The 23864-nt window shown below is 64.7% G+C and carries 19 protein-coding genes and 1 tRNA gene; 6 read left to right on the top strand and 14 right to left on the bottom strand.

Annotated elements, in window-relative coordinates; all coding sequences use genetic code 11:
• Positions 1-59: 59 nt before the first annotated feature.
• Positions 60-1430, top strand: a complete 1371-nt coding sequence (gene der / locus BRAD285_RS16195) for a ribosome biogenesis GTPase Der (RefSeq protein WP_006614688.1) — start codon at positions 60-62, stop codon at positions 1428-1430.
• A gap of 65 nt (positions 1431-1495) precedes the next feature.
• On the opposite strand, the gene BRAD285_RS16190 is transcribed toward der, so the two are convergent.
• Positions 1496-2962: a short-chain fatty acyl-CoA regulator family protein gene (locus BRAD285_RS16190; protein WP_006614687.1), complete on the bottom strand. Its 1467-nt coding sequence runs from the start codon at positions 2960-2962 to the stop codon at positions 1496-1498.
• Positions 2963-3107: 145 nt separating this feature from the next.
• Between BRAD285_RS16190 and BRAD285_RS16185 the strand changes: the two genes are divergently transcribed.
• Positions 3108-4745 carry an isocitrate lyase gene (locus BRAD285_RS16185; protein ID WP_006614686.1) on the top strand — a complete coding sequence of 546 codons (1638 nt, stop codon included), beginning with the start codon at positions 3108-3110 and terminating at the stop codon, positions 4743-4745.
• A gap of 74 nt (positions 4746-4819) precedes the next feature.
• Here BRAD285_RS16185 and BRAD285_RS16180 read toward each other — a convergent pair whose 3' ends face one another.
• Complete coding sequence (locus BRAD285_RS16180) at positions 4820-5809, bottom strand: patatin-like phospholipase family protein (protein ID WP_006614685.1); 990 nt, start codon at positions 5807-5809, stop codon at positions 4820-4822.
• Positions 5810-5932: 123 nt separating this feature from the next.
• Between BRAD285_RS16180 and BRAD285_RS16175 the strand changes: the two genes are divergently transcribed.
• Positions 5933-6445, top strand: a complete 513-nt coding sequence (locus tag BRAD285_RS16175) for a DUF2721 domain-containing protein (RefSeq protein WP_035648417.1) — start codon at positions 5933-5935, stop codon at positions 6443-6445.
• Between the two features lie 59 nt (positions 6446-6504).
• Here the strand turns inward: BRAD285_RS16175 and BRAD285_RS16170 are convergent, their stop codons facing one another.
• Positions 6505-7134: a LysE family translocator gene (locus BRAD285_RS16170; RefSeq protein ID WP_006614683.1), complete on the bottom strand. Its 630-nt coding sequence runs from the start codon at positions 7132-7134 to the stop codon at positions 6505-6507.
• 1048 nt (positions 7135-8182) lie between these two features.
• On the opposite strand from BRAD285_RS16170, the gene BRAD285_RS16160 reads away from it, so the two are divergent.
• Positions 8183-8653 (top strand): hypothetical protein, encoded by a 471-nt coding sequence (locus tag BRAD285_RS16160; RefSeq protein WP_006614682.1) that lies wholly within the window; start codon positions 8183-8185, stop codon positions 8651-8653.
• A gap of 59 nt (positions 8654-8712) precedes the next feature.
• Here the strand turns inward: BRAD285_RS16160 and BRAD285_RS16155 are convergent, their stop codons facing one another.
• The 9 genes from BRAD285_RS16155 to BRAD285_RS16115 form a co-directional block, all read right to left on the bottom strand.
• On the bottom strand, positions 8713-9708 hold the full coding sequence (locus tag BRAD285_RS16155; RefSeq protein WP_157681683.1) for a helix-turn-helix domain-containing protein: 996 nt from the start codon (positions 9706-9708) through the stop codon (positions 8713-8715).
• 111 nt (positions 9709-9819) lie between these two features.
• On the bottom strand, positions 9820-11472 hold the full coding sequence (locus BRAD285_RS16150; RefSeq protein WP_157681655.1) for an IS66 family transposase: 1653 nt from the start codon (positions 11470-11472) through the stop codon (positions 9820-9822).
• 70 nt (positions 11473-11542) lie between these two features.
• Entirely contained in the window at positions 11543-11890 is a 348-nt protein-coding gene (tnpB, locus tag BRAD285_RS16145; RefSeq protein ID WP_006613318.1) for an IS66 family insertion sequence element accessory protein TnpB, read from the bottom strand.
• Positions 11887-12276 carry a transposase gene (locus tag BRAD285_RS16140; RefSeq protein ID WP_157681650.1) on the bottom strand — a complete coding sequence of 130 codons (390 nt, stop codon included), beginning with the start codon at positions 12274-12276 and terminating at the stop codon, positions 11887-11889. Before BRAD285_RS16140 ends, tnpB begins: the two co-directional genes overlap by 4 nt.
• Before the next feature lie 339 nt (positions 12277-12615).
• A complete protein-coding gene (locus BRAD285_RS16135; RefSeq protein ID WP_006614680.1) occupies positions 12616-13224 on the bottom strand; it encodes a hypothetical protein in 609 nt (202 codons plus the stop codon).
• Positions 13225-13571: 347 nt separating this feature from the next.
• Positions 13572-14243, bottom strand: a complete 672-nt coding sequence (locus BRAD285_RS16130; protein WP_006614678.1) for a hypothetical protein — start codon at positions 14241-14243, stop codon at positions 13572-13574.
• Positions 14244-14404: 161 nt separating this feature from the next.
• Positions 14405-14480 (bottom strand) — tRNA-Lys (locus BRAD285_RS16125).
• A gap of 554 nt (positions 14481-15034) precedes the next feature.
• Entirely contained in the window at positions 15035-17737 is a 2703-nt protein-coding gene (locus BRAD285_RS16120) for a glycosyltransferase (protein WP_006614676.1), read from the bottom strand.
• A 340-nt stretch (positions 17738-18077) separates the two neighbouring features.
• A complete protein-coding gene (locus BRAD285_RS16115; RefSeq protein ID WP_087877653.1) occupies positions 18078-18659 on the bottom strand; it encodes a beta-1-3, beta-1-6-glucan biosynthesis protein in 582 nt (193 codons plus the stop codon).
• A gap of 405 nt (positions 18660-19064) precedes the next feature.
• Between BRAD285_RS16115 and BRAD285_RS16110 the strand changes: the two genes are divergently transcribed.
• The gene (locus BRAD285_RS16110; RefSeq protein WP_244422184.1) at positions 19065-20645 is read left to right on the top strand and encodes a beta-(1-6) glucans synthase; all 1581 of its coding nucleotides are present in this window, start codon (positions 19065-19067) and stop codon (positions 20643-20645) included.
• Here BRAD285_RS16110 and BRAD285_RS16105 read toward each other — a convergent pair.
• Positions 20605-20985: a hypothetical protein gene (locus BRAD285_RS16105; protein WP_006611704.1), complete on the bottom strand. Its 381-nt coding sequence runs from the start codon at positions 20983-20985 to the stop codon at positions 20605-20607. The two genes, BRAD285_RS16110 and BRAD285_RS16105, sit on opposite strands and share 41 nt — an antisense overlap.
• Before the next feature lie 107 nt (positions 20986-21092).
• Positions 21093-22358, bottom strand: a complete 1266-nt coding sequence (locus BRAD285_RS16100) for a hypothetical protein (protein WP_006611705.1) — start codon at positions 22356-22358, stop codon at positions 21093-21095.
• A gap of 138 nt (positions 22359-22496) precedes the next feature.
• Between BRAD285_RS16100 and glmU the strand changes: the two genes are divergently transcribed.
• On the top strand, positions 22497-23843 hold the full coding sequence (glmU, locus tag BRAD285_RS16095) for a bifunctional UDP-N-acetylglucosamine diphosphorylase/glucosamine-1-phosphate N-acetyltransferase GlmU (protein ID WP_035646181.1): 1347 nt from the start codon (positions 22497-22499) through the stop codon (positions 23841-23843).
• The last annotated feature ends 21 nt before the right edge of the window (positions 23844-23864 follow it).

Raw genomic sequence — 23864 nt, 5'->3', positions numbered from 1 at the left:
CGCCCGTTCGGTTTTGCGGCCGGATGCGCTAAAGCTGCGCGCCAACGCGCGGGATCATCATGTCTTTCACCATCGCCATCATCGGCCGGCCCAATGTCGGCAAATCGACCCTGTTCAACCGCCTGGTTGGGCAGAAGCTGGCGCTCGTCGACGACATGCCGGGCGTGACCCGCGACCGCCGCGAGGGTGAGGCGAGACTGCACGATCTCAGCTTCACGATCATCGACACCGCCGGCCTCGACGAGGGCCCGAAGGGCTCGCTGACCGCGCGGATGCAGGAGCAGACGGAGACCGCGATCGCGCTCGCCGATGCCTTGTTCTTCGTGATCGACGCCCGAATCGGCCTCACGCCCGCCGACCGCGCCTTCGCCGATTTTGCCCGCCGCGCCGACAAGCCGGTGCTGCTGCTCGCCAACAAGAGCGAGGGCAAGCATGGCGAGCTCGGCGCGATGGAGTCCTACGCGCTCGGTCTCGGCGATCCCATCCAGATCTCCGCCGAGCACGGCGAGGGCATGGGCGAGCTCTACGACGCCGTCAGCAAGCTCGTGCCACCGACCGAGGACGAGGACGACGAGCGCGAGGAGACCGACGAGGAGCGGGCCGCAAGGCCAATCCGTGTCGCCATTGTCGGCCGCCCCAACGCCGGCAAGTCGACCTTGATCAACCACCTGCTCGGCGAGGAGCGGCTGCTCACGAGCCCGGAAGCCGGCACGACGCGCGACTCGATCGCCGTCGAGATCGAGCACAAGGGCCGCAGCTTCCGCGTGTTCGACACCGCTGGCCTGCGCCGCCGCTCGCGGATCGAGGAGAAGCTGGAGAAGCTGTCGGTGGCCGATGCGCTGCGCGCGGTGCGGTTCGCCGAGGTGGTGGTGCTGATGATGGATTCGCAGAACCGCTTCGAGGAGCAGGATCTGCGCATCGCCGACCTGATCGAGCGCGAGGGGCGGGCGCTGGTCATCGCGGTCAACAAATGGGACCTGATGGACGCTCAGCCCGGCCAGATCTCCGCGCTGCGCAGGGATGCCGACCATTGGTTGCCGCAGGTCGCGGGCGTGCCGATCGTCGCCGTCTCCGGACTGATGGGCGAGGGCATCGACCGGCTGATGCAGGCGATCGTCGAGGCCTATGCGGTCTGGAATCGCCGCGTGCCGACCGCGGCGCTGAACCGCTGGTTCGAAGGCGCCATCGCCAACAATCCGCCGCCGGCGGTGTCGGGCCGCCGCCTCAAGCTGAACTACATCACCCAGACCAAGGCGCGGCCACCGAGCTTCGTGCTGTTCTGCTCGCGCGCCGACGCCATCCCGCAATCCTATCTGCGCTACCTCACAAACTCGATGCGCGAGACCTTCGAGCTGCCGGGCACCCCGGTGCGCATTACGCTGCGCGAGAAGGCCAACCCGTTCGCCCACAAGCGCAAGCGGCCGAACTGATCGGCTCGTTGGAGAGCTCGCTTCGAGACTGTTGATCAGATCGCAGCCGGCCTCCATCAGTCTCCTCAATCCGACGAAAACCCGAACGGGACCGACGACGTTCTGAAATCATCCGGCAAAATCTCGCGCCCGATCGGCGGCGCCGAGCGGGCCGCGCATTTCGGCCGGTGACAGACGCGGCAGGCTGTGCCGATCGGCGTCGGCGCGCCGGCATCGGGGCCGTGGCCGTCGCGGGTGTAGATCAGCTGCCCGGCATGCTCGGCCGCGCAGCCGACCGCGATCGCGCGCTCGACGCGGACCGCGCCATAGGAGCCGCCGCCGGCGGTCACGGTGCGGGCGATCGAGAAGAAGCGGCGGCCGTCGGGCAGCTCCAGCCATTGCGTCACGATCTGGCGCGGCGTCTTGAAGATGCCGTGCACCGACCACAGCGGGCAGGCCCCGCCGTGCCGCGCGAACGGGAAGCCGGCGCCGTCGAGCAGCTTTGAGACGTTGCCGGCGGGATCGACGCGGATCAGGAAGAACGGGATCTTTTCCGCGCCCGGCTTCTGCAAGGTCGTGACGCGATGCGCTGTCTGTTCGAAGCTGGTGCCGAACTGTCGCGCCAGCGCTTCGAGATCGTAGGCCCTGGCATCGACCGCTTTGGCGAAGATCGAATAGGGCATGATGATCGCCGCTGCCGCATAGGCCGCGAGCGCGCGCCGTGCCAGCAGCTCGGCGGTCTTGCTGGCGAACTTGCCGTCCTCCAGCGCCGCGCTGATCTCATTGTCGAGTTCGAGATAAGCGAGCTGCCGCGCCAGCTCGAACTTGAGGCTGGCGCTGTCGAGCGAATCCTCGATCAGCAATTGACGGCGATGCAGATCGAGCCGCCTGAGCGAGCCGAGCATCACGTTCGGCGGCATGTAGCGGACTTGCAGTTTGTGCTTCTCGCGGAAGCGTTCGATGAAGCCGGCGGGGCTCGCCGAGACTTGCGGAGATCCGGTCGCCGAGCCCTGGAAGACCGCCTGTGCCAGCCGCTCCGCGGCGTCGTCCAGCCCCGCGAAATAGTTGCGGCGGGCGGCGAGGAAGCGGCGGACATCGGCGACGGGATCGTTGGCGTCGAAGCCTTCGGGCAGAGGCGCGCCGCCGGAGATCGAAGGCGCGCGCTCGGCCAGCGCCAGTTGCTCCTCGCGATAGGCGGTGTAGAGCCGCAGGAAGGCCTCGGCCATGCCGGGATAGCTGACGGCGAGGTCGGAGATTTCCAGCGCGGGAATGTCGATGTCGGAGAACATCGGATCCTTCAGGACCGACTGCATCCGCGCCGTATGGTCGGCACCGCCGTCGCCGGCCAAATCAGCCAGGTCGATCTTGTAGGTCCGGGCCAGCCGCAGCAGCATGTCGGCGGTCACCGGCCTCTGGTTTCGCTCCAAAAGGGCGACGTAAGGTGCTGATATTTCGAGGTCTGCGGCCATGTCGGCCTGGGTCAGGCCGAGCTCGCGGCGCAGCCGGCGCAGGCGCGGGCCCATGAAGATCGAGCGTGCCGTGGCGGTACTCATGGCCGGTCACCTCCGTCTGTAAGCTCCTTACAGCTATACACGAGAGATTTGTAAAGTGTGACAAGTTTTCTGCGCAATGTCTGGTCCGGGCGCGCAGGCTGCTTACAACAGGTCCCAGGTTGTCCTTAACCAAGGGATCACGGACATGAACTTCCAACCGCGTGGACTGAACGACCAGGCTCTCCAAGGCTCCTCATCCTACCAGGCCGAGGTCGAGGCGGCGCGTGCGCTGCTCGAGGCCAACCCGACCTGGAACGGCGTCACCGCCGAGGCCGTGGCGCGCATGCGCCTGCAGAACCGCTTCCGGACCGGTCTCGACGTCGCCCGCTACACCGCGTCCGTGATGCGCGCCGACATGGCCGCCTATGACGAAGACAGCACCAAGTACACGCAGTCGCTCGGCTGCTGGCACGGCTTCATCGCGCAGCAGAAGCTGATCTCGATCAAGAAGCATTTTGGCCGCACCGACCGCCGCTACCTCTACCTCTCCGGCTGGATGATCGCGGCGCTGCGCTCCGAGTTCGGCCCGCTGCCGGACCAGTCGATGCATGAGAAGACCTCGGTGCCCGCGCTGATCGAGGAGCTCTACACCTTCCTGCGCCAGGCCGACTCGCGCGAGCTCAACGATCTCTTCCGCACCCTCGACGCGGCCCGCAAGGCCGGCGACAAGGCGAAGGAGACCGAGATCATCGCCAAGATCGACGGCTTCCAGACCCACGTCGTGCCCGTGATCGCCGACATTGATGCCGGCTTCGGCAATGCCGAGGCGACCTATCTGCTCGCCAAGAAGATGATCGAGGCGGGCGCCTGCGCGCTGCAGATCGAGAACCAGGTCTCGGACGAAAAGCAGTGCGGCCACCAGGACGGCAAGGTCACCGTGCCGCATGACGTCTTCCTGGCCAAGATCCGCGCCTGCCGCCACGCCTTCCTGGAGCTCGGCGTCGAGGACGGCATCGTCGTCACCCGCACCGACTCGCTCGGCGCCGGTCTCACGCAGCAGATCGCGTTCTCGAGCCAGCCGGGCGATCTCGGCGACCAGTACAACAGCTTCCTCGATTGCGAGGAGGTGACGCCGGAGACCGCGCGCAGCGGCGACGTCATCATCAACCAGAACGGCAAGATGATGCGGCCGAAGCGGCTGCCCTCGAACCTCTATCAGTTCCGTCCCGGCACTGGCGAGGACCGCTGCGTGCTCGACTGCATCACCTCGCTGCAGAACGGCGCCGACCTCTTGTGGATCGAGACCGAGAAGCCGCATATCGAGCAGATCGCCAAGATGGTCGACCGCATCCGCAAGGTGATCCCGAACGCCAAGCTCGCCTACAACAACTCGCCGTCGTTCAACTGGACCCTCAACTTCCGTTGGCAGGTCTATGACGCGATGAAGGAGGCGGGCCAGGACGTCAGCAAGTACAACCGCGCCGAGCTGATGAAGGCGGAGTACGACGACACCCCGCTGGCGAAGGAGGCCGACGAGCGCATCCGCACCTTCCAGGCGGACTCGGCCAAGCGCGCCGGCATCTTCCACCACCTCATCACGTTGCCGACCTACCACACGGCCGCGCTCTCGACCGACAACCTCGCCCGCGAGTACTTTGGCGAGCAGGGCATGCTGGGCTACGTCAAGAACGTCCAGCGCGCCGAGATCCGCCAGGGAATCGCCTGCGTCAAGCACCAGAACATGGCCGGCTCCGATATCGGCGACGACCACAAGGAGTACTTCGCCGGCGAGAAGGCCCTCAAGGCCGGCGGCGCGCACAACACGATGAACCAGTTCGGCTGATTTGAGCCTGCTGAATTGTTGATCTGAGACAACCCGTCTGGGGCGGCAACGCTCCAGGCGGGTTCTTTGTTGGCTCATGCGCTCCTCGGACGCCTGACGATCTGGATGCCGTCGACGGCGGCCACGGGCTGGGCTGCATGGTGCATGTCGAGCAGGCCGGCGCGCCAGCGCTGTGCCATCGCGGTGCGCGAGAAGTCGAAGGACTTTTCCGGACCGGCTTCTTCGTCGCCCGGTCGGTAGCTGAGGAGATGCACCTCGTCGGTGTCGTCGAGGCCATCACGTTGGCGCCGTAGCCGCCGGGCGGCGAGCGCGTGGCGCAGGCGCTGATAGGTCTGGTTGCCGAACATCAAATCGTTCTTGCGCTCCGCGGCCGACTCGATGCCATCCGGCACGGCACCGTCGCGGGCGAACAGGTCGACGACAAAGAGGCGCAGCGGCCGCTCGGCATCGAGCACCGGCTCGAACGGCGCATTCAGCGACAGGCCGCCATCGCCGAGCCAGCGTCCGCCGATCTCGACCGGTGCGAATTCCGGAATGAAGCCGCAGCTCGCCAGGATGTGGTCGATCTCGATGCGGTCGCGGCCGGAATCGAACACCACAGCATCGCCGCTCGCAAGATCCGTGGCGACGATCGCCAGACGCGGCTCGCCGCTGTTGAGTCGTCCGAAATCGATCAGCTCGCGCAGTCGCGCGCGGGTCGGCGCGAGATCGTAGAAGCCGCTGAAGCGCGTCACCGGCGAGGGTAGGCGCGGATGGAAGAAGCCGGCAGAGCCGAACAGCCGAGTCGAGAGCGAGCTCATCCAGGCCGACAGATGCCGGTTGGGATCGCCGATTCCGATCTGTGCGGACGCTTCCGCCTGCCAGTAGCTGCGCAGACCCTCGACGCGCGCCTCAGGCGCGCTGCCTGCGATCAGCGCCGCCGAGATTGCGCCGGCGGAGGCGCCGGTCACGCAATCGAGGGGCAGGCCCTGTGCGACGAGGGCGTCGAACACGCCGCCATGATAGGCGCCGAGCCCGAGTCCGCCCGAGAACACCAGGCATGTCTGTTTGTGGTCTGACGTCATGTGCGTTTGAAATGGCCTGGAAAGCGCGGCGCTCCGCGCGGGCAGGGGCAACGGCACCGCGCGCGCGATGGTTCCTCGGACTTCCTGCCAGGAACGATGCGGCCGACGGGCGGTTTCCCGCGGATGACTTTTCAGCTCTCCGAAATTCTCAAGGCCATCGGTCCCACCGCCTCGATCATCTTCGCGGCCTGGATCTTCATGGGCTTCCTGCAACAGCGCTACGATGCCGCGATCGATCGCTATCGCGCGGCGATCAGCGACTTCCGCAGCGCCGAGCACGCGCCGGAGCGCCGCGACAATGTCAGGGAGCAGGTGCTGCTGTTCAAGCGGCGCTGTGCGCTGATGGGCTATGCCTGTCTCGGCGGCCTTGCCGCCGCGGTGCTGTTTCTCCTGACCATGATCGCGGGCGGAGTGGAAGTCATCGTGCCCGATACGCCTGTCGTGACGGTGTTCGGCACGCTCTGCGCGCTCGGCGGCTTCGCGCTGGTCATCGCAGCCACGGTGCTGGTGATCGTCGAGGCGTCCTACACGCATCGCCAACTCGATGCCGAGTTGCTCGACGTGCCCGACCTGGCGCACCGCACCGGCCTGGAGCCCGGCCGGCTGTCGCGCGCGCCGCGCGACCGGGCGCTGTGATGGCGCGCCGGCGAGCGATCCGAACCATCGCCCGGCGCGCCGCGCTCACATCGACGTCCTCAGCGCTCGCTCAGCGCCAGCCGCGCGCCGAGCAGAGCAAAGCCGCCGGCAAAGGCGCGGCGCAACCAGGCCATCGCGCGGGGACGGCTCACGACGCGATCGCGCACCGCGGCCGCGAACAGCCCGTAGACCACGAACACCACGAACGTCATCGCCATGAACGTGGCCGACAGCTCCAGCATGGCAGCGAGCGGATGCGCCTCGTCGGCCGCGATGAACTGCGGCAGGAAGGCGAGGAAGAAGATCGACAGTTTTGGATTGAGGATGTTGATCAGGAAGCCGGTCAGCACCACCCGCACGGCCGAGCGCGCATCCGCATCCTGCTTGTCATCATCCTTGGCCTCCACCGACAGCGCGCCGCGCTCGCCGAGCGTCTGCCAGGCCATGTACAGGAGATACGCGACGCCGCAATATTTCAGCGTGGCAAACGCCAGCGCGCTGGTGTGCAGCACGGCCGCGAGGCCGATGATCGCAGCCAGCATCGCCGGGATGATGCCGAGCGTGCAGCCGAACGCGGCCGCGATGCTCAGCCGCGATCCCCGCGTCAGCGCCACCGCCAGCGTATAGAGCACGCCGGTCCCGGGCGAGGCGACGACGATCAGCGAGGTCAGCAGGAAGGCAGTGGACATCGGCGGCTCCCGGGTTCGCGGCCGCGAGGGCGGCCGGCGTCTTTCAAAAACAAACCCCAACATTCCACACCGCACCGTCGGACGATAGCGGGCCGCGCTTCACGTGACGGCGAGCCGCCTGGGCGTGGCGCAGGCGCCGACACCGCGGCGCGTGAGGGGACATCAGGGCAGGGGACGCGTTCGACCGTCTTCGCGGCGCGGTCGCGCCCGAATGTGTCCGGTCGTCTCGCCCTCGGAAATATAGAGGGCGCGGGGAATGCCGGGCTGCAGGCCGCAACCCATGGCCCGCCTGCAACACAAAAAGCAGGCGGCAGTCACCACAGGTTCAGCCGACATCCGGCATTCCCCGCGCGGTGGTCTTAACATTTATACGCGATCTCCCCGGTGTCCGGCTTGGTAGCCACCGTCGCCCCGAGGGGTCATCATCCCCCAGGACTTGGCGCCAGCTTCGGGGCGCCAGGACCACGCGATTTCATGTCCGCGACCGGCTGTTCGTCCGCACGCCCAAAGCGCGCTGCAGCCGACCGCGGCCACCGCTCCCCGCGCCCAACGTCCGTGACGATCGCGATCCGCCCCTCTCGAGGAGCACGGGATGGGGACAGTCAATCATGAAATTCGGAAAAAGTGAAGTACAATATTTTTGCGCTGAGGACTGGACGGGGGTGATCGTCTTGAACTGCCGGAGGAAATGCGTTTATCCGCGCACGCTACCGGCACATCCTGCTGGGAAACGCTGCGCCGTCGCACCATGGTCCGGTCTTCGCCCGATGAAAGCCCGCCGGCCACTGCAACTAACGCGTGCGCCTGATGTTGGAGGACGTCAGCAACTGTGACCGGTCCGCAACGTAGTCCGCTTTTTGTTAGTTGCTCTATTCCCTCCGAGGTTGCGGCTATTGTTCCCCAGATCGGCCGCTGCTACCGCTGGTGAACGACAGCTGGGACGCTGTGGGGGGCTCAAATGAACTGTTTGCGTAGGATGGCCACTTGGCTGGCCATCGCTGGAGCGTCGTGTCTTGGCGGCTGTGCTGCGCCGCTTGCGGTCAACAATGTGACCGACATCAGGTCGACGACGGGCAGCCGCGGGATCGACGTCTACGAGCAGAAGCGCCGGACCGACGCAAGCGTGCCGGACTTCGCCGGTGACCAGCTCGTGGAAGTGCGGACGTTCCACAATCCCGAAGGGGGAGGCGAGGTCGAGATGGCCGGGGCCTCCTGCTCCCTGGAAGCCTCCGGCTTCACGGCGACCATGACGAGCCCCGCGAAGGTGCGCGTGCCGCTCTATCGCGGCCAGTCGAGCACGCTCGCCGTGACCTGCCAGAAGCCCGGCTATCAGAAGCGGATGATCACGGTCTCGCCGTACGACGCCACGCGCCAGGCGCGTCTGGCCAGCGGCGTCAATGGCGGCATCCTCGGCGCAGTCATCGTCGCCGGCATCGACGCCGCCGCCGACAACACGAAGAACGACTGGCGTTATCCGGTCGCGAAGGTGGTGTTGGAGGTGGATGGCGCCGGGAGGTGAGGGACGGAGGTTTCGTCGCTAGGTGTCACGACAATTTGCGGAAGCGTCGGGTTACTGAGTTACGCCGACATTGAATTGACTTCGCAGAACTGTCGAAATAGTTCAGTTTTGTCGATTAACAATTCGAACTCTTTAGACACGGCATTCTCTGCCCCAAAGAGGCCAGACACACGAATATTCACGTCGGCAACCTGCATTCCAAGCGGCTTCATTTGAGCTATTGGCATCATTGAGAACACTTGCCAGCCTTGGCTCTCAACGGCACGAATCGCGTCACTCAGGTTCAGCGCTCCTGTACGTCTGAAATCGAGTCCAGTATCGATCCATGCAAATTGGCGTTCATCTTGCACATGGATTAGGTCTTCGCGAGTTGTGTAATACCCGAGATGTTCGTTTGCAGAGAATCGAACTTCTATTCCGAGGTTCTGGCTCCAGCCTTGTTGCGCAATTCGAATGTAGGCCGCTCTCGCTGGTACGGGTCCTGAGTTCTTGAGAGCGAGAGCGTAGCGAATTCCGAAGCAAACGCTTCCCGGAGCCACTATGGGCAGTCCAGGAAGAACACGGCCGACAAGTTCTAGCTTGCCCTCACGGGCTGCAAACATCAGCTCGCGAACCTCGCCATGCTCCATAAGGCGGGTGCCATCCGATCCGCGTCGAAAGTACTGGTGATGCACGTTGCTGTAGTGAGGGCGATCTGCGGATGTGGGCACAACAACGACAATGAATCCTTCGTCATATTTCTCCTCGATTCCGAAAACCTCCATTTTCCGATTTTGGGGGGAGAGCATTTCGGGCAACGCCGCTCGTACCAAATTTGTTGTACGTGACAGTTGCTTCACGAGACGTTTTTCCTGAGCGACGTCAATTCCGTCGACACGAGCGGTTGCGATGCCGATAACAAGGACACCGCCCTCAGCGTTGGCAAGGCCGGTCACGGCTTTGGCAATGAGCTTTTTATCGTCTCGTTTTAACTCGCCACCTGGGTGTGAGAGAGTCTTGAACTCCAGATGCAGCGTTTCCTCGTAAGCATCCGCCGTAGACCCAGATGACGCCATCCTCGATGTCCAATTCGCTGGCGACGTCGTGCAACCATTCCTCATCTTCGCCGAGGTCCTTGGCAACCTTGGCGATGGTGGTGACGTGGTGAACTTTGTTGACGTGCGTGGTCATGCTGCTCGGGTGGAGAGCGCTGCGGCCTGAGGCGTCCAGTTCCAGGGCAGCAGTTCGTCGAGCCGTTGGGACGGGTGAGCGGCAATCCGGTCAATGACATCGGTCAGCCAGGCTTGCGGATCGATCCCGTTCATTTTGGCGGTGACGATCAGGCTGTACATCGCAGCTGCGCGCCGGCCGCCGCGATCAGACCCGCAGAAGAGCCAGGATTTTCGACCTAGGGCGATGCCTCGCAGACCGCGCTCGGCGGCATTGTTGGAGAGGCACACACGACCGTCATCGAGGAACAGCGTGAAGCTCGGCCATCGCTTCAGCACGTAATTGAATGCCTTGGCAAGGTCGTGCCCCCGGGCGAGCTTGGCGAGTTGCTCTTGCATGTAGAGCCGCAGGTCTTCGGTCAAAGGCCGACTGAGCGTCTGCCGTGCTTCGAGACGCTCCTGCGCGCTTTTGCCATTGATGGAACGCTCGATCTCGAACAACGCATCGATCCGGCGCACGACCTCGATTGCGATCGGAGAAAGCGGGATCTCCTTCTTGCCCGCAGCCTTGCGGCGCGCATTCTCCTCCAGATCGGCCATGGCAAAGAACGGGCGCCGCGCATGCGCCCAGCACGACGCCTCGCGGATCGGTCCAGGGCCGCGTCCAGCCAGATAGAGCTGGTTATAGCCGTCATAGGCGTCGGCCTGCAGGATGCCGGCATACCGCGCCAGATGCGCCTGCGGATGCTCGCCCTTGCGATCGCGCGAGTAGTAGAACATCGCTGCCGGCGGGTCCGCACCACCGAACGGCCGGTCGTCCCGGACATAGATCCAGCACCGCCCCGTGTCAGTCTTTCCCTTGGCCAGCACCGGCACGGTCGTATCGTCGGCATGAAGGCGCTCGGCCGTCATGACATGCGCTTCAACCAGGCGCAGCAGCGGGTCCAGCGACGCACAGACCGACCCCACGGCATCCGCCATGGTCGAGAGCGCTATCGGCACGCCCTCCAGCGCATAGCGCTCGGCCTGGCGGTTCAAGGGCTGATGCTGACCGAACTTCTCGAACATGATCATCGCCAGCAGGCTCGGCCCGGCCCATCCTCGCGCCACGGCATGGAACGGCGCCGGCACCTGGCTGATCTTCTCGCAGTCCCGGCAGGAGAACTTCTCCCGCACCGTCTCGATCACCTTCCATTGGCGCGGCACCACCTCCAGCGTCCGCGTCACGTCCTCGCCGAGCTTGCGCAGGCGATTGCTGCCGCAGCATTCGCAAGCCGTCGGCGGCTCGATCACCACCCGCTCGCGGGGCAGATGTTCGGGGAAGGTTTGTCGCTCGGTGCGCTTGCGCGTGAAGGCGCGGACCGTGCTGGTCTTCGCCGCGGCGCGTTCCGCCGCAAGCTCGTCCTCGGTGGCGCCAGCTTCCTGCTCTTCGAACGTCAGCGCCAGTTGTTCGAGCAGGCGTGATGAACGCTCCGACCGCTGCCCGTAGATCTGATGCCTCAGCTTGGCGATCTGCAGCTTCTGGGACGCGATCAGGGCTTCGTCTTCCGATGCCTTGGCTCGGGCAGCCGCAAGCTCGGCAGCGACCTCCAATCCCTTCGCGCGCTCGGCCGCCAGCGCCTGTTTCAGGGCGACGACGTCATCCGGTCCAGCATCGCAATCGGCGTTCATGCGACGCAGTGAATCACAGATCAGGCCGGTTGGAACTCCCTAAATACCGGAAAGCCGCAACTATCTCTGCTCAGCCTGCGCTCTGTGGCCGCCATGTCAGCTGCGGATTCCTCCAATCGATCGCCTCAAGCATGTAGGCCATCTGCGCGGCCGAGATCGACACCGCGCCATTGGACACCGAGGGCCAGATGAACTTTCCTCGGTCGAGGCGCTTGGCGTAGAGCGACAAGCCGATTCCGTCATGCCACAGGATCTTGACCAGATCCCCGCGACGGCCGCGGAAGATGTAGAGATCGCCGGCGTGGGGATCTCGCTTCAAAATCTCCTGGACCATCAGGGCCAGGCTCTGCATACCACGGCGCATGTCCGTGTGGCCGGTCGCAATCCAGACCTTGACGTCGCTCGGGATCGGAATCATCGCCGCCTCAAAAGGTCGAGAATGCGCCGAAGTGCCTCGGTGTCCACGTCGCGGTCGACGCGCACGCAGCAGTCGTCCAGTTCGATCTCGATCGTTCCGGCCCGCATGCTCGGTGCGGCACGCGATGGCGACGGTGGTGATGGCACCCTCGTCAAGTCGTCAGCCTGCGACGACACGATGGCGACAGGAACGATAGCCGGCACAGCCTCGGCACCCAGCCGGCCCTGCCGCGCCTGCCGGCGCCAGGTGAACAGCAGGCTCTGAGCCACCCCATGCCGCCGGGCAACTCCGCAGACGGTCTGCCCGGACTGCATCGTCTCCTCGATCAGACGAACCTTATCCTCATAACTCCATCGACGCCGCCGTTCGGCGCCCAAAACTTCCATCTGCATCGCCGCATGACCTCAAGGCTGGACTTAAGGCCATATCCTTAGGCGGCCGGTGACGCCGAACAAGGCGGCCTACGCCGGAGCGATACGTTTCCTCTTCCCTTCGTGACACAATACCGTCAAAAAATGCGGGCCCTTGGCTCTTTATCCGTTCGGCGATCGTCTCCAAAACGGTTTCCTCCTGCATGTGTGCCGCACGAGAATCATAGTCAGTAGAGGCACGGTCAGTTAAGAGCGGCCCCATTGCAAATGGCTGCAGCTAGAAGGTCGTACCAAGCACTGATTGTCGGCAAGGACTGTCATCAGCGATTCCAAAAACCTGATCATCTTGAACTATTAGATCATTTCGAGGCGCTTCTGCTCCATTACCATAACTATAGCAGCTCCAGTTTGGATCAGCATTCCAAGCAGCATCAGTACGCCAAAAATAGCAGCCAGAATGAAAAGCGCTGCATCGGTGAAAGCGGCTGTGACTGCCATGACGATATAGGATAGCTGTGCGAAGGCCGTTGTCATCCATGCCCCGCTGTGATCCCCCGCCATTTCCTCCCGGTGCGCCATATACATCAGTGGACCAAGAGCGGCACCATATGACCAGATCAATAGCGGCCAAAACAAGCTTGCCGTGGAGTGGGACATAAAAAAGATGAACACAAGTACACACCATGCGATGACGACTATATAGGTATAGAGCTGACTTAGGAGCAAAAGCGGGAACGCTAGCAGGAGTTTTCCTCTTTCGGCTAGCATCGCAGCAGGTGCAGCGAAGATCAGGCCCGGCATCATCGCGAATCCCAGCAGAGTAGTGGAAACGAATAGGCCAGCAATGCCGTAACCGATCGCCCACCATTGTCCGAGAATGGCAAGCCAGATTCCCGAGACAATGCCTCCAAAAGCATTTAGGAGCATGATCGGGATGGCCACAATCGACAGTAATGCTTTCATGTCATTCAGCCCATCGCTGACCCTATTGATTGGCGATAAAGTACTTGGTGCCGGAATACATAAAGGTGCAGACTAGACAATAACCCTCCCGGCCTAGTCCGTAATGTCAAAACATCCTCTTTCGCCTTCCCGCGCATAACGATCTCCAGGCCATCGCCCGACTGAGAATTACGGACAGAATTGCGGTGCACAAAACTCACGGTGGAAGCGCTAGAGGATTAAATGCTGTCACCGCAATACAAAAGAACTAATGATACGTAGCCTTGGCGGCCTCTGTTGATCGCAAATGAAGTTTCTCGGGACTGTGCGGTTCAGTCGATCGCATGGGTGTGGTCGGCAACAGTCGACTAGCTTGATGATCCGATGATGCCCTTGCGCTGCAAGTCGTCAAAAATCGCCGCGACTGAGCTAGAGGCGTTTGCGCCGTCGCCGACAAAGAGCAGACCGCCGGCATTGACCTGACCATTACCGACCCAGAGATTTCGTCCCGTGCTCGCCTCTAGAAGCCGCGCTGTGAATGTGGTCTGACGTTTGTAGCGGTAGGTCGGCGTCGCCGTGGCAATCATCGTACCCGATGACGTGCCATTCATGGATATCGTCGAGGTGTTGCCGAACGTATTGACGGTACCGCTCGCGCTGGATGTGCCGGAATATTGGCCTGACAAGATTGTCCCGGCGTATTGTTGCTGGACACCGCTGTCGCCGACGCTGATCACGAGGACACCTTCAATCGCGTCACGCGCGAGACCTTGTTGAACTTCGGCGTTCGTGTAGGTACGTGTCGGGGGAAACAGCATCAGCGCATCGTCAGCTACAACGCCGCGTTTACGCGCCTCCTCGGCGATGTTGGTTTGGATGCTTGATACGAGAGGGCCGGGTCCGGAAACGTAAGCGACGATGCGGCCAATCGGTTTTGCTGGCAATTGTCGGTCTGCATATCCCTGCATGGACGTTGTAATGCAGCCCTGCAAGGCAATGGCAGACAGGAGACCGCCGACGACTGTTCTTGCCCAATTCATTCAAGTGCCCCGGGAAAAATCTAAAAGTCCGCAACGCCCGATTGTGCCTCGGATCGGCGGAGCGTACCAGCCAGCATGTGGACAATCTTTTGATGCGCCGCCCTCGGAGCCATCCGGTAATACTTATCGGGTCGTCGGCGGAGCCGGATTAATTTGCGGCTTGGTGAGCGCGCCGGGACTCGAACCCGGGACCCCATGATTAAAAGTCACGTGCTCTACCGGCTGAGCTACGCGCTCGCTCCCAAGGAAGCGGTGTGACGGCTTGAACCGTCACTGTCCGGATCGTCGGCAGGTGACCATCAGAACGCTGGAGGCGTCGCCGTGGTTCACTGCGGCGCGGGAGAGGGGGTAGGCCCCTGGCCCGTGGGCCGCATGCTTTCGTGGGCGCTGTGTAGGGGGTGGGTGCGGTCGGGTCAATAGGGCGGGCGGGGGAAACCACAGCGGCGGGCGGCTGGGCGGAGGAGTATGCCGTAACAGCGGGGGCCTCGTGGTTCGAGACGCGCCGCCAAGCGGCGGCGCTCCTCACCATGAGGGGCTGGCACCCAAAGGGGTCCTGCACACCGACCATGAACACGCCGAGAGGCGTGTTCATGGTCGGGGTTTAGTGTGGGCTGCGCGGCCTGGGCGCTAGAGTCGTCGGATCAGGGTCTCCGAGCCGCCACATACTCCTCTTGCCGCATACTCCGCCCTCCATCCTGAGGAGCCCGCCGGAGGCGGGCATCTCGAAGGATCGTCGCAGGCGGGATGTCCATGCGATGGACAGGGGCCAGCGCAGAAGTCAGACGAGGCCCTCAGACCTTCTCCGTCACCTTCGTCGCCGCCGCGCTCAGTGGGGCCGGCTGCATCGGCTGCAGCATGCCCGGGCCCGCCAGCTCCGGCACCCAGACCGGGCGGAGGCCGATCAGTTCGGCGGTGCGGACCTTGGCGTGGCGCCAGAAGTCGAAGGAGTTGATGCGGGACATTTCCAGGACGGCGATGGCGACCGCGGACAGGAACGGCAGGCTCTCCAGGATCAGGACCGCGGCGAAGATGTAGAGCTCGGTGATCGCCAGATAATTGGTCATGATCAGGATGGTGGCGCCGATCAGGAGCAGGGCGCCGATCACTGCCTCCCAGAACGCCTGGAACTCGATCGACATCCGGGAGAGACCGCCCTTGGAGGTGCGGGCAAACGCGAGGTGCTCGGTGATCAGCCCCTGCGCTACGGCGCGGCTGACGGTCCACTGCACGCTCATGGCCGCGATCATCGCGCCCAGCATCTGCCACGGCCGCACCGCGACGCGCAGCCGGTACAGGATCAGGAAGTGCGCGAGCGAGACCACGAAGGCGGCGATGATCGGGATGGTCAGGATCTTGTCGGGGATGGCGATGCCGGCAAAGGCGACGATCGGCACCCAGATCAAGTTGAGGATCGCCACGACCACGCCGAGGCTCTCGGCGCCGAGCCAGTTGAGCCAGCCGAGCGAGAACTCGCGCTTCTGGTCGGCCGTCAGCCGGCTCTTGCCGGGCAGGAAGCGGCGCCAGTGCTTCTTGACGATCTGGAAGCCGCCATAGGCCCAACGATGGCGCTGTTTCTTGAACGCCTCGTAGGTGTCGGGCAGCAGGCCTGAGCCATAGCGGGTGGCGGTGTAGTGGGTTTTCCAGCCGAGCTCCTGGATGGCGAGGCCGAGGTCGGTGTCCTCGCAGATCGTGTCGCTCGACCAGCCGCCGGCCATGTCCATCGCGGCGCGGCGGATGAGACACATCGTGCCGTGCACGATGATCGCGTTTTCCTCGTTGCGCTGGACCATGCCGATGTCGAAGAAGCCGGCATACTCGCCGTTCATGATGTAGTGCATCAGCGACAGGTCCTCGTCGCGATGCTCCTGCGGCGCCTGCACCAGGCCCACGGCGGGATCGGCGAAGGCGGGCACGAGGTCGGACAGCCAGTCCGGCGTCACGACATAGTCGGCGTCGATGATGCCGATGATCTCGGCGTCAACAGCGGTGCGCTCCATCGCGATGCGCAGCGCGCCGGCCTTGAAGCCCTTGACCTTCTCGGCGTTGATGAACTTGAAGCGCTCGCCGAGCATGCGGCAGTGATCCTGGATCGGCTGCCAGAACGCCGGATCGGGCGTGTTGTTGATGATGCAGACGACCTCGTAGTTCGGGTAGTCGAGCCGCGCCAGCGCATCCAACGTCTGCTTCATCATGTCGACCGGCTCGAAATAGGCCGGCACGTGGATCGAGACCTTCGGGCAGTAGCCCTCCGGCATCGCGGCGCGGTCGCGCGCGACCTTGTCGCGGGTGAGCAGCCGGCGCGGCGCGCGGCCGAAGGCGATCGCCGCGATCTCTTCGATGCGGGCCATCGCGATCAGGATCAGCGGCACCAGCAGGATCAGGCCGAGGGTCAGGGCGAAGGTCGAGCCCCAGACGAAATAGTGCACGTTCCAATAGGCGAAGACGTTGCTGACCCAGGCGCCGACGCCATGCGCCGTGATCGCGAGCACCATCGCCTGCATCACCGTGGGCTGACGCAGCCGCACGATCGGCAGTGACAGGAGCACGCCGACGAGCAGCGCGATGGTCGCGAGCTTCCAGTAGTCCGGATTCACGATCGGACCGGTCCACGAGAATTTTGCTTCGCGCGAGGCGTTCAGCACGCCCCAATACGGACCGACGCCGCCTTCGAAGAACTTCCAGGGCTGATCGATGCCCTCGACGATGTTGTACTCCATGCCGATGGCTTCGGCGCGGGTGACGAAGTTGCGCAGCACCCAGGCCTGCTGGAACGGGCCGGGATCGGCGATGCCGCGGTTGTAGCCCTCGCTCGGCCAGCCGAACTCGGCGATCACGACACGCTTGCCGGGGAATTTGTTGCGCAGCACCTGATAGCGGTCGACGGCCTGGTCGACGGCCTGGGTGTGGTTGAAGAACTCCCAGTAGGGCAGCACGTGGGCGGCGATGAAGTCGACGTTGGAGGCGAGCTCGGGGTAGTCGCGCCACAGGTTCCAGATCTCGCCGGTGGTGACGGGCACGCTGACCGACTTCTTGACTGTCTTGATGTAGGCGATCAGCTCGTCCGGCTTGAGCTCGCCGCGGAACAGCGTCTCGTTGCCAACGACGACGCCGATGACGTTGCTGTTGCGGCGGGCGAGCTGGATGGCAGAGGCGATCTCGCGCTTGTTGCGGTCGTCGTTCTTGTCGATCCAGACGCCGAGCGTGACCTTGAGGCCGACTTCGGCGGCGATCGGCGGCACCAGCTCGACACCGCCGGTCGACGAATACAGGCGGATCGCGCGGGTGATGGTGGCGAGCTTCTTCAGGTCGGAGCGGATGCGCTCGGCATTGGGGACGTTGTCGACATCCGGATGGTCGGTGCCTTCGAACGGCGCGTAGGAGACGCTCGGCAGCATGCCGGTGTAATCGGGCGCGCTCTGCTTGGTCTGCAGGACACCCCACAGCGCGGCGTGCGCGGCGGCGACGAACAGGATGACGGCTGCGGTCAAGCGCATCGGTCGGAACACCATGGCGGGCTGAAGAGAGGAACGCGCAGCGGAGACAACGCGGGACGAACGGCGCACCGGCGGAACGCTCGGCCTTCGTGCTGCCCAGGCACGTCAGGCGAAGCGCGGCTTCGATCAGGCACCGGCACGTCCGTCATTGGCCTTGCCGGTGGTCACATTAAGGCCGCCTCGTCACTGAACGAGGGCTGAACCGCTGGACCGATCGGAGCCGAACCACCTGCGACACGATAACGCTGCAGCGCGATTAAACAACTGCAGCGGTGCTGTAATCCGCAATCGAAACCGCTCAGCCGGCAGCGCGGCCGAGCAGGGCGTCGCGCGGCGGCTGTTACTGCTTGGCCGGCTGCGGCGAGGGCGAGGCCTGCGGCGCGGCCGGCTGGGTGGCCGGCGCCGATCCGGCCGGGGCCGGCGTGGCAGCGGGCGCCGGCGCGGCGGCCACCTGCGGCTTGGCGTCCGGGTTGATCCAGCAGGTGTGGACGTGGTTGTTCAGCGAGTTCGGCACCTTGTCGTCGATTTGGGCGACGAAGCGGGTCAGGCAGCGGAACGAGGCCTGGATGTGGCCGCCGGGGCAGCCGAACCGGTCGTAGAGGTCGAGGTGGCGGAACGCGGTATCGAGGTCGTCGCGGTACATCAACTGCACGACGCGCCGGCCGAGCCAGACGCATTCGGGATTGCCGGCCGGACCGCCGCTCAGCGCCTGGGCGGCCTCGGTGAATTCATCCGCCTTGCGCTGGTTTTCCTTGAGGTCGGCCGGGCTCGAAGCCTGCGGCTTTTGGTCCTGGGGGTGGTCGTTGCCGCTCTGGGCGAAGGCGCCGGGGATTCCGACGAGGACCGCAAGGCCCAAAGCAAGGCCCACAGACGCGACAAGGCGGGAAACCGTAAACTTGGACTGGAGCACGCGTCGACCCATAAATTCCCCGAATGTTGCCTTCATGCCGTCCCCTCGGGGACGCAGTGTTGATGCCGATCAAATCGGCCCCGATTACGGCGGGAGATTGATTCCGACCGTCGCATGCCGTTCCTAAATTGGCGTTCCTAACGGACGCATGAACGGCACCTTGAAGCCTCGGGTGCGACGGGCAGGTCAACCCCGGGGATTCCCAATGACTGGAATCTCCGATTTTGTCCAGCAACGCCCGAACTTTCTCGCGTCATCGTAAAGGACGGATGTGACGGGCAGCGCGCGCCGCGGCGGCCTCCGGAGATCGCTTGGCAGATCGCCTACTTGGCAGATCGCCGCCGACCGGGTAATCGACACCACCTGCCTGGAGACACGGAACTGAAATCCCTTCGTACGCCGCTGGCGCTTCTGCTCATTTCCTTGGGTGTCATCGCCGCTGCGTGGTGGTGGCTGGCCAAGCCCATCACGCTTGCGCGCGCGCCCATCGAACTCGATTCGAAGGTGCAATGCGTGTCCTACGCGCCGTTCCGGGGACAGCAGAGCCCGCTCGATCCGACCACCCATATCGAGGCCGAGCAGATCGAGCAGGATCTGGTGCAACTCGCCAAGATCAGCGAGTGCGTGCGCACCTATTCGATCGAGAACGGGCTCGACCAGGTGCCGGCCATCGCCTCCCGCGTGGGCATCAAGGTCATCCAGGGCATCTGGCTCGGCTCGAACAAGCTGAAGAACCAGCAGCAGATCGGCATCGCCGTCGACCTGATCAAGCGCTATCCGAGCGTGATCACGGCGGTCGTGGTCGGCAACGAGGTGCTGCTGCGCGGGGAGATGACCACCGCCGATCTCGCCGCGGCCATCCGCAGCGTCAAGGCGCAGGTCAAGGTGCCCGTCACCTATGCCGACGTCTGGGAGTTCTGGCTGCGCAACCGCGAACTCTACGACATCGTCGATTTCGTCACCGTTCATATTCTCCCATATTGGGAGGACATGCCGGTCCGCGCCAAATTCGCGGCCTCCCATGTCGATGCCATCCGCCAGCAGGTCGGCGTGGCGTTTCCCGGCAAGGAGATCCTGATCGGCGAGACCGGCTGGCCGAGCGAGGGCCGCATGCGCGAGGGCGCGCTGCCGTCGCGCGCCAACCAGGCCCGCGTCGTGTCGGAGATCCTGAGCCTCGCCAAGCGCGAGAATTTCCGCGTCAACCTGATCGAGGCCTATGACCAGCCCTGGAAGCGCAAGCTCGAGGGCACGGTCGGCGGCTATTGGGGCCTGATCAGCGACGACACGCGCGCGCTGAAATATCCGCCGGGCGAGCCTGTCAGCAACTATCCGATGTGGAAGCTGCAGATGGCGGCGGGCATGGTCCTGTCCTTCTTCGTCTTCGTGACCGGCTGGCTGACCATGCGCCGCCGGCCCTGGCCGCCGCACGTCTCGGCCTGGATCGGGGTCGGCATCTCCGCCACGACGGCCGGCGTGCTGCTCGGCATGGCCGCCGACAAGATGTTCTATGAGAGTCTCGGTCTCGGCGGCTGGCTGCAATGGGGCGCGTTGCTGGCCGCCGGCGTGCTGGCGCCGATCCTGGCCGCCAACGCCGCCATGGCCGGGCGGCCGCTGCCGACCTTCCTCGATCTGCTCGGGCCGAATGACGGCCGCAAGCAGCTCAAGATCACCTACGCGCTCGGCCTCGTGCTTGTCGTCACCGTGCTGATCGCGGCGGAGACGGCGCTGGGCTTCGTGTTCGACCCGCGCTACCGCGACTTCCCGTTCGCCAGCCTGACCATGGCCGTGGTGCCGTTCGCGATGCTGCTCGGCAATCGTCCGGCGCAAGGGCCGCGGCCGATCGCCGAGGCCAGCTTTGCCGGCCTGCTCGCAATCTCGTCGGTCTACGTGATCTACAATGAAGGCCGCGACAATTGGCAGGCGCTGTGGACCTGCGCGATGTACCTGACCCTGGCGTTCACGCTGTGGCGGGCGCGGGCCGCGCAAAGCCGAGGATGAGCAAGCCGATCGCCAGGCCCGACAGCACGATGTTGTAGAGCACGATGCCGAGCCCGGCGGCGATCAGACCGCCGGTCAGGAGCACGATCGACGGCCGCATCACGTGCAGCGTGGCGATGACGAGCGCGGTCAAGCCGAACACCGAATTCTTGAACAGCGTGGTCGCGACCGCCCGGCTCTTGCAGGCCAGCGTCTGCAAACCCGGGTCGCAGGCCAGCGCGACGCTGGACAGCTCGATTGCGAGATAGCGCAGATAGAGGGCATAGCCGACGGTGACGAAGCCGACGATCAGGAGCCATTGCACCTGATACGGCGAGAGGCGGAACGGGGTCTTTTTCATGCGCGGGACTATGCTGCGGAACGGATCGCCGGACAAGCCGCAATGCCGCTTCACGGACTGCTTTCACAGTCCGCCACAAGCGGCTTTCGCAATGGGATGATTCGGGGTCAGGAACGGCGGAAGAACGACGACAGCGCCGACGGCTGCTGCTCCGGCTTCGGCGCCTCGGCCGGGGGCGGCGGCGGGGCCGCGGCGGCCGGCGGCTCCTCGCGCTTGCCATGACGCTGCTGCTGTTGCGCCTGCGGTGGCAGGTAGCGGCGGCGCTGCACCGGCTTCTGGACAGCCGCGGCGGGCGCGGCCGGCTTGGCCTCCGTGCTCTCAGGCTCTTCGCCGACCGCCAGCCGCTGGCCGTCATACACGGTGGTCTCGCAAGGACGCTGGGTCTCGGCCAGGGCCGCACAGATTCGCGCGGCCGCCGCCGCATCGGTCAGCGGGCCGGCGCCGAGGCGCAGCTGCATGCCGGGGCCGCTGCGGCCTTCCTTCAGCATGATGATCGGCCGGAGCGCGGCAAGGTCGGGATTGCTCTTGGCCAGCCCGCGCCACAGCGCCCGCAGGCCGGCGATGGAGTTGGCGCCGCCGAGATCGACCGCGAACTCGGTCTTCTGGACGGCCGTCGCGGCAGCTTCCGCCGTGTCAGCGGCCTTGGCTGCAACGTCTCCTGTGTCGACTTTGGCCAGCCTGTCGGCGTCAGCTGGTTTGGTGGCCAGTTCCGGCTTCGGCTTGTCGGCGCTCGCCGCAGCAGACGGGGTTGCCGCGGGCTGCGCGGCATTCGTCGCAGCCGCTCCGCCGGGGACGGGCATGAACGGCGACAAGTTAGCGAAGGCAGGCAGGGAACTCGGCAAGGAACTCGGCAAGGAACTCGGCGACGAAGTCGACGGCGTGGATCCGGACGAGGCCGCCGCGGGTGGCTGCGAATCAACCGCCGCGATCTGCGGCAGTGGTGCGGATTTGGGCGCGGAGGTCTGATTCGATCCGGCCTGGACGCTCTGCTTGGCCAATGCGCCCGTCACCGATTCGAGGCCCTGCTCGAGGACGGTCACGCGGGCATAGAGCCGGTCGCGGTCGGCGTTGAGCGTCTCGATGGCAGCTCCGAGCTGCCGCGCCTCGCCCTGGGTGTCCCGCGCGAGCGACTGCAGCAGCTGCGCCTGGCGCGAGAAATCGGCCGCGGAAATGCGGTCTTTTCGCCATCCTTGCGCCGCCTGGCTGACGAAGATGGCCAAGCCCACGGCACCGACGGCCCCGGCTCCCCACCAGCCCAGCCGCCACATCGCGCGGCGATCGAGCTCGTTCTCGTCGGCAAACAGTCCGGGCAGCGTTCCGCCGGTCTTCTCAACTCCATGCGCGCCGGCTGATTTGTGGGAGTCCTTAGCCATGAACCTGCCTTAATCGAATCACGAAGCGAACATTAACAGGAAAACCCGTATGGGTTTCAGTCGCTGCAGGTTTGCCGCGTGCCGAAAACGATTTATGACAGCGCCACCTGTGCCGCTCAGCTTTTCCCAGGATGTTTGATGACCGCTCGATCCAGTCTGACCATTGTGCTCGCGGCCGGCGAGGGCACGCGGATGCGCACGAGCGTGCCAAAGGTGCTGCATCCCGTCGCAGGCGAATCACTGCTGGCCCACGTGCTGGCGGCCGCTCCGAAAGGGGACGGCGCCAGCATCGCCGTGGTGATCGGCCCTGACCACGCCGCGGTCGAGAAGGAAGCAAGGCGCCTGCGCCCCGACGCCAATATCTTCGTCCAGCGCGAGCGGCTCGGCACCGCGCATGCGGTGCTGGCGGCGCGCGAAGCGATCGTACGCGGGGCCGACGACCTTCTCGTCGCGTTTGGTGACACGCCATTGATCACCGCCGAGACCTTTGCGCGGCTGCGCGCGCCGTTGGCGCAGGGCGCAGCGCTGGCCGTGCTCGGCTTTCGCGCGGTCGATCCGACCGGCTATGGACGGCTGCTGATGGATGGATCGAAGCTAATCGCCATTCGCGAGCAGGCCGATGCCTCAGAGGCTGAGCGCGCGATCACGCTGTGTAATGCCGGCGTGATGGCGCTGAGCGGCCGGCACGCGCTGGCGATCCTCGACAAGATCGGCAACGCCAACAGCAAGTGCGAATACTATCTCGTCGATGCGGTGGCGATTGCGCGCGAGCAGGGGCTCGACGCGGTCGTCATTGAAACCTCGGAGGACGAGGTACGCGGCATCAACACCAAGGCGCAACTCGCGCAGGCCGAGGCCGTGATGCAGGCCCGGTTGCGGCAGGCGGCCATGGACGCTGGCGTGACGCTGATCGCGCCGGAGACCGTCTATCTCGCGGCAGACACGACCTTCGGCAAGGATGTCACGATCGAGCCGTTCGTCGTCATCGGCCCCGGCGTTTCGATCGGCGACGGCGCCATCGTGCATTCGTTCTCGCACATCGTGCAGTCGACGCTCGGCCGCAACAGCCTGCTCGGTCCGTTCGCACGGCTGCGGCCGGGCACGTCGCTGGGCGATGGCGCCAAGATCGGCAATTTCGTCGAAGCCAAGGCCGCCGTGCTGGAGCCGGGCGTCAAGGTCAACCATCTGTCCTACATCGGCGATGCCCATGTCGGCGCCAACTCCAACATCGGCGCCGGCACCATCACCTGCAACTATGACGGCTTCAACAAGTACAAGACCACGATCGGCGAAGGCGCGTTCATCGGCACCAACACCTCGCTGGTGGCGCCGATCAATATCGGCGCGCGCGCTTATATCGGCTCAGGCTCTGTGATCACGCGCGACGTGCCGGATGACGCGCTGGCGCTCGAGCGCAGCCCGCAGACGACGCGCGAAGGCGCGGCGGCGCGCTTCCGGAGCGCCAAGCAACGCCAGAAGAAATGAGAATGTGAGGCCACGATCGAG

Origin of the sequence: Bradyrhizobium sp. ORS 285 (genome assembly GCF_900176205.1) — a bacterium.
Classification (GTDB): domain Bacteria; phylum Pseudomonadota; class Alphaproteobacteria; order Rhizobiales; family Xanthobacteraceae; genus Bradyrhizobium.
The sequence above is the reverse complement of the archived record's forward strand: the minus strand, read 5'-3'. Positions and strand labels throughout refer to the sequence as shown.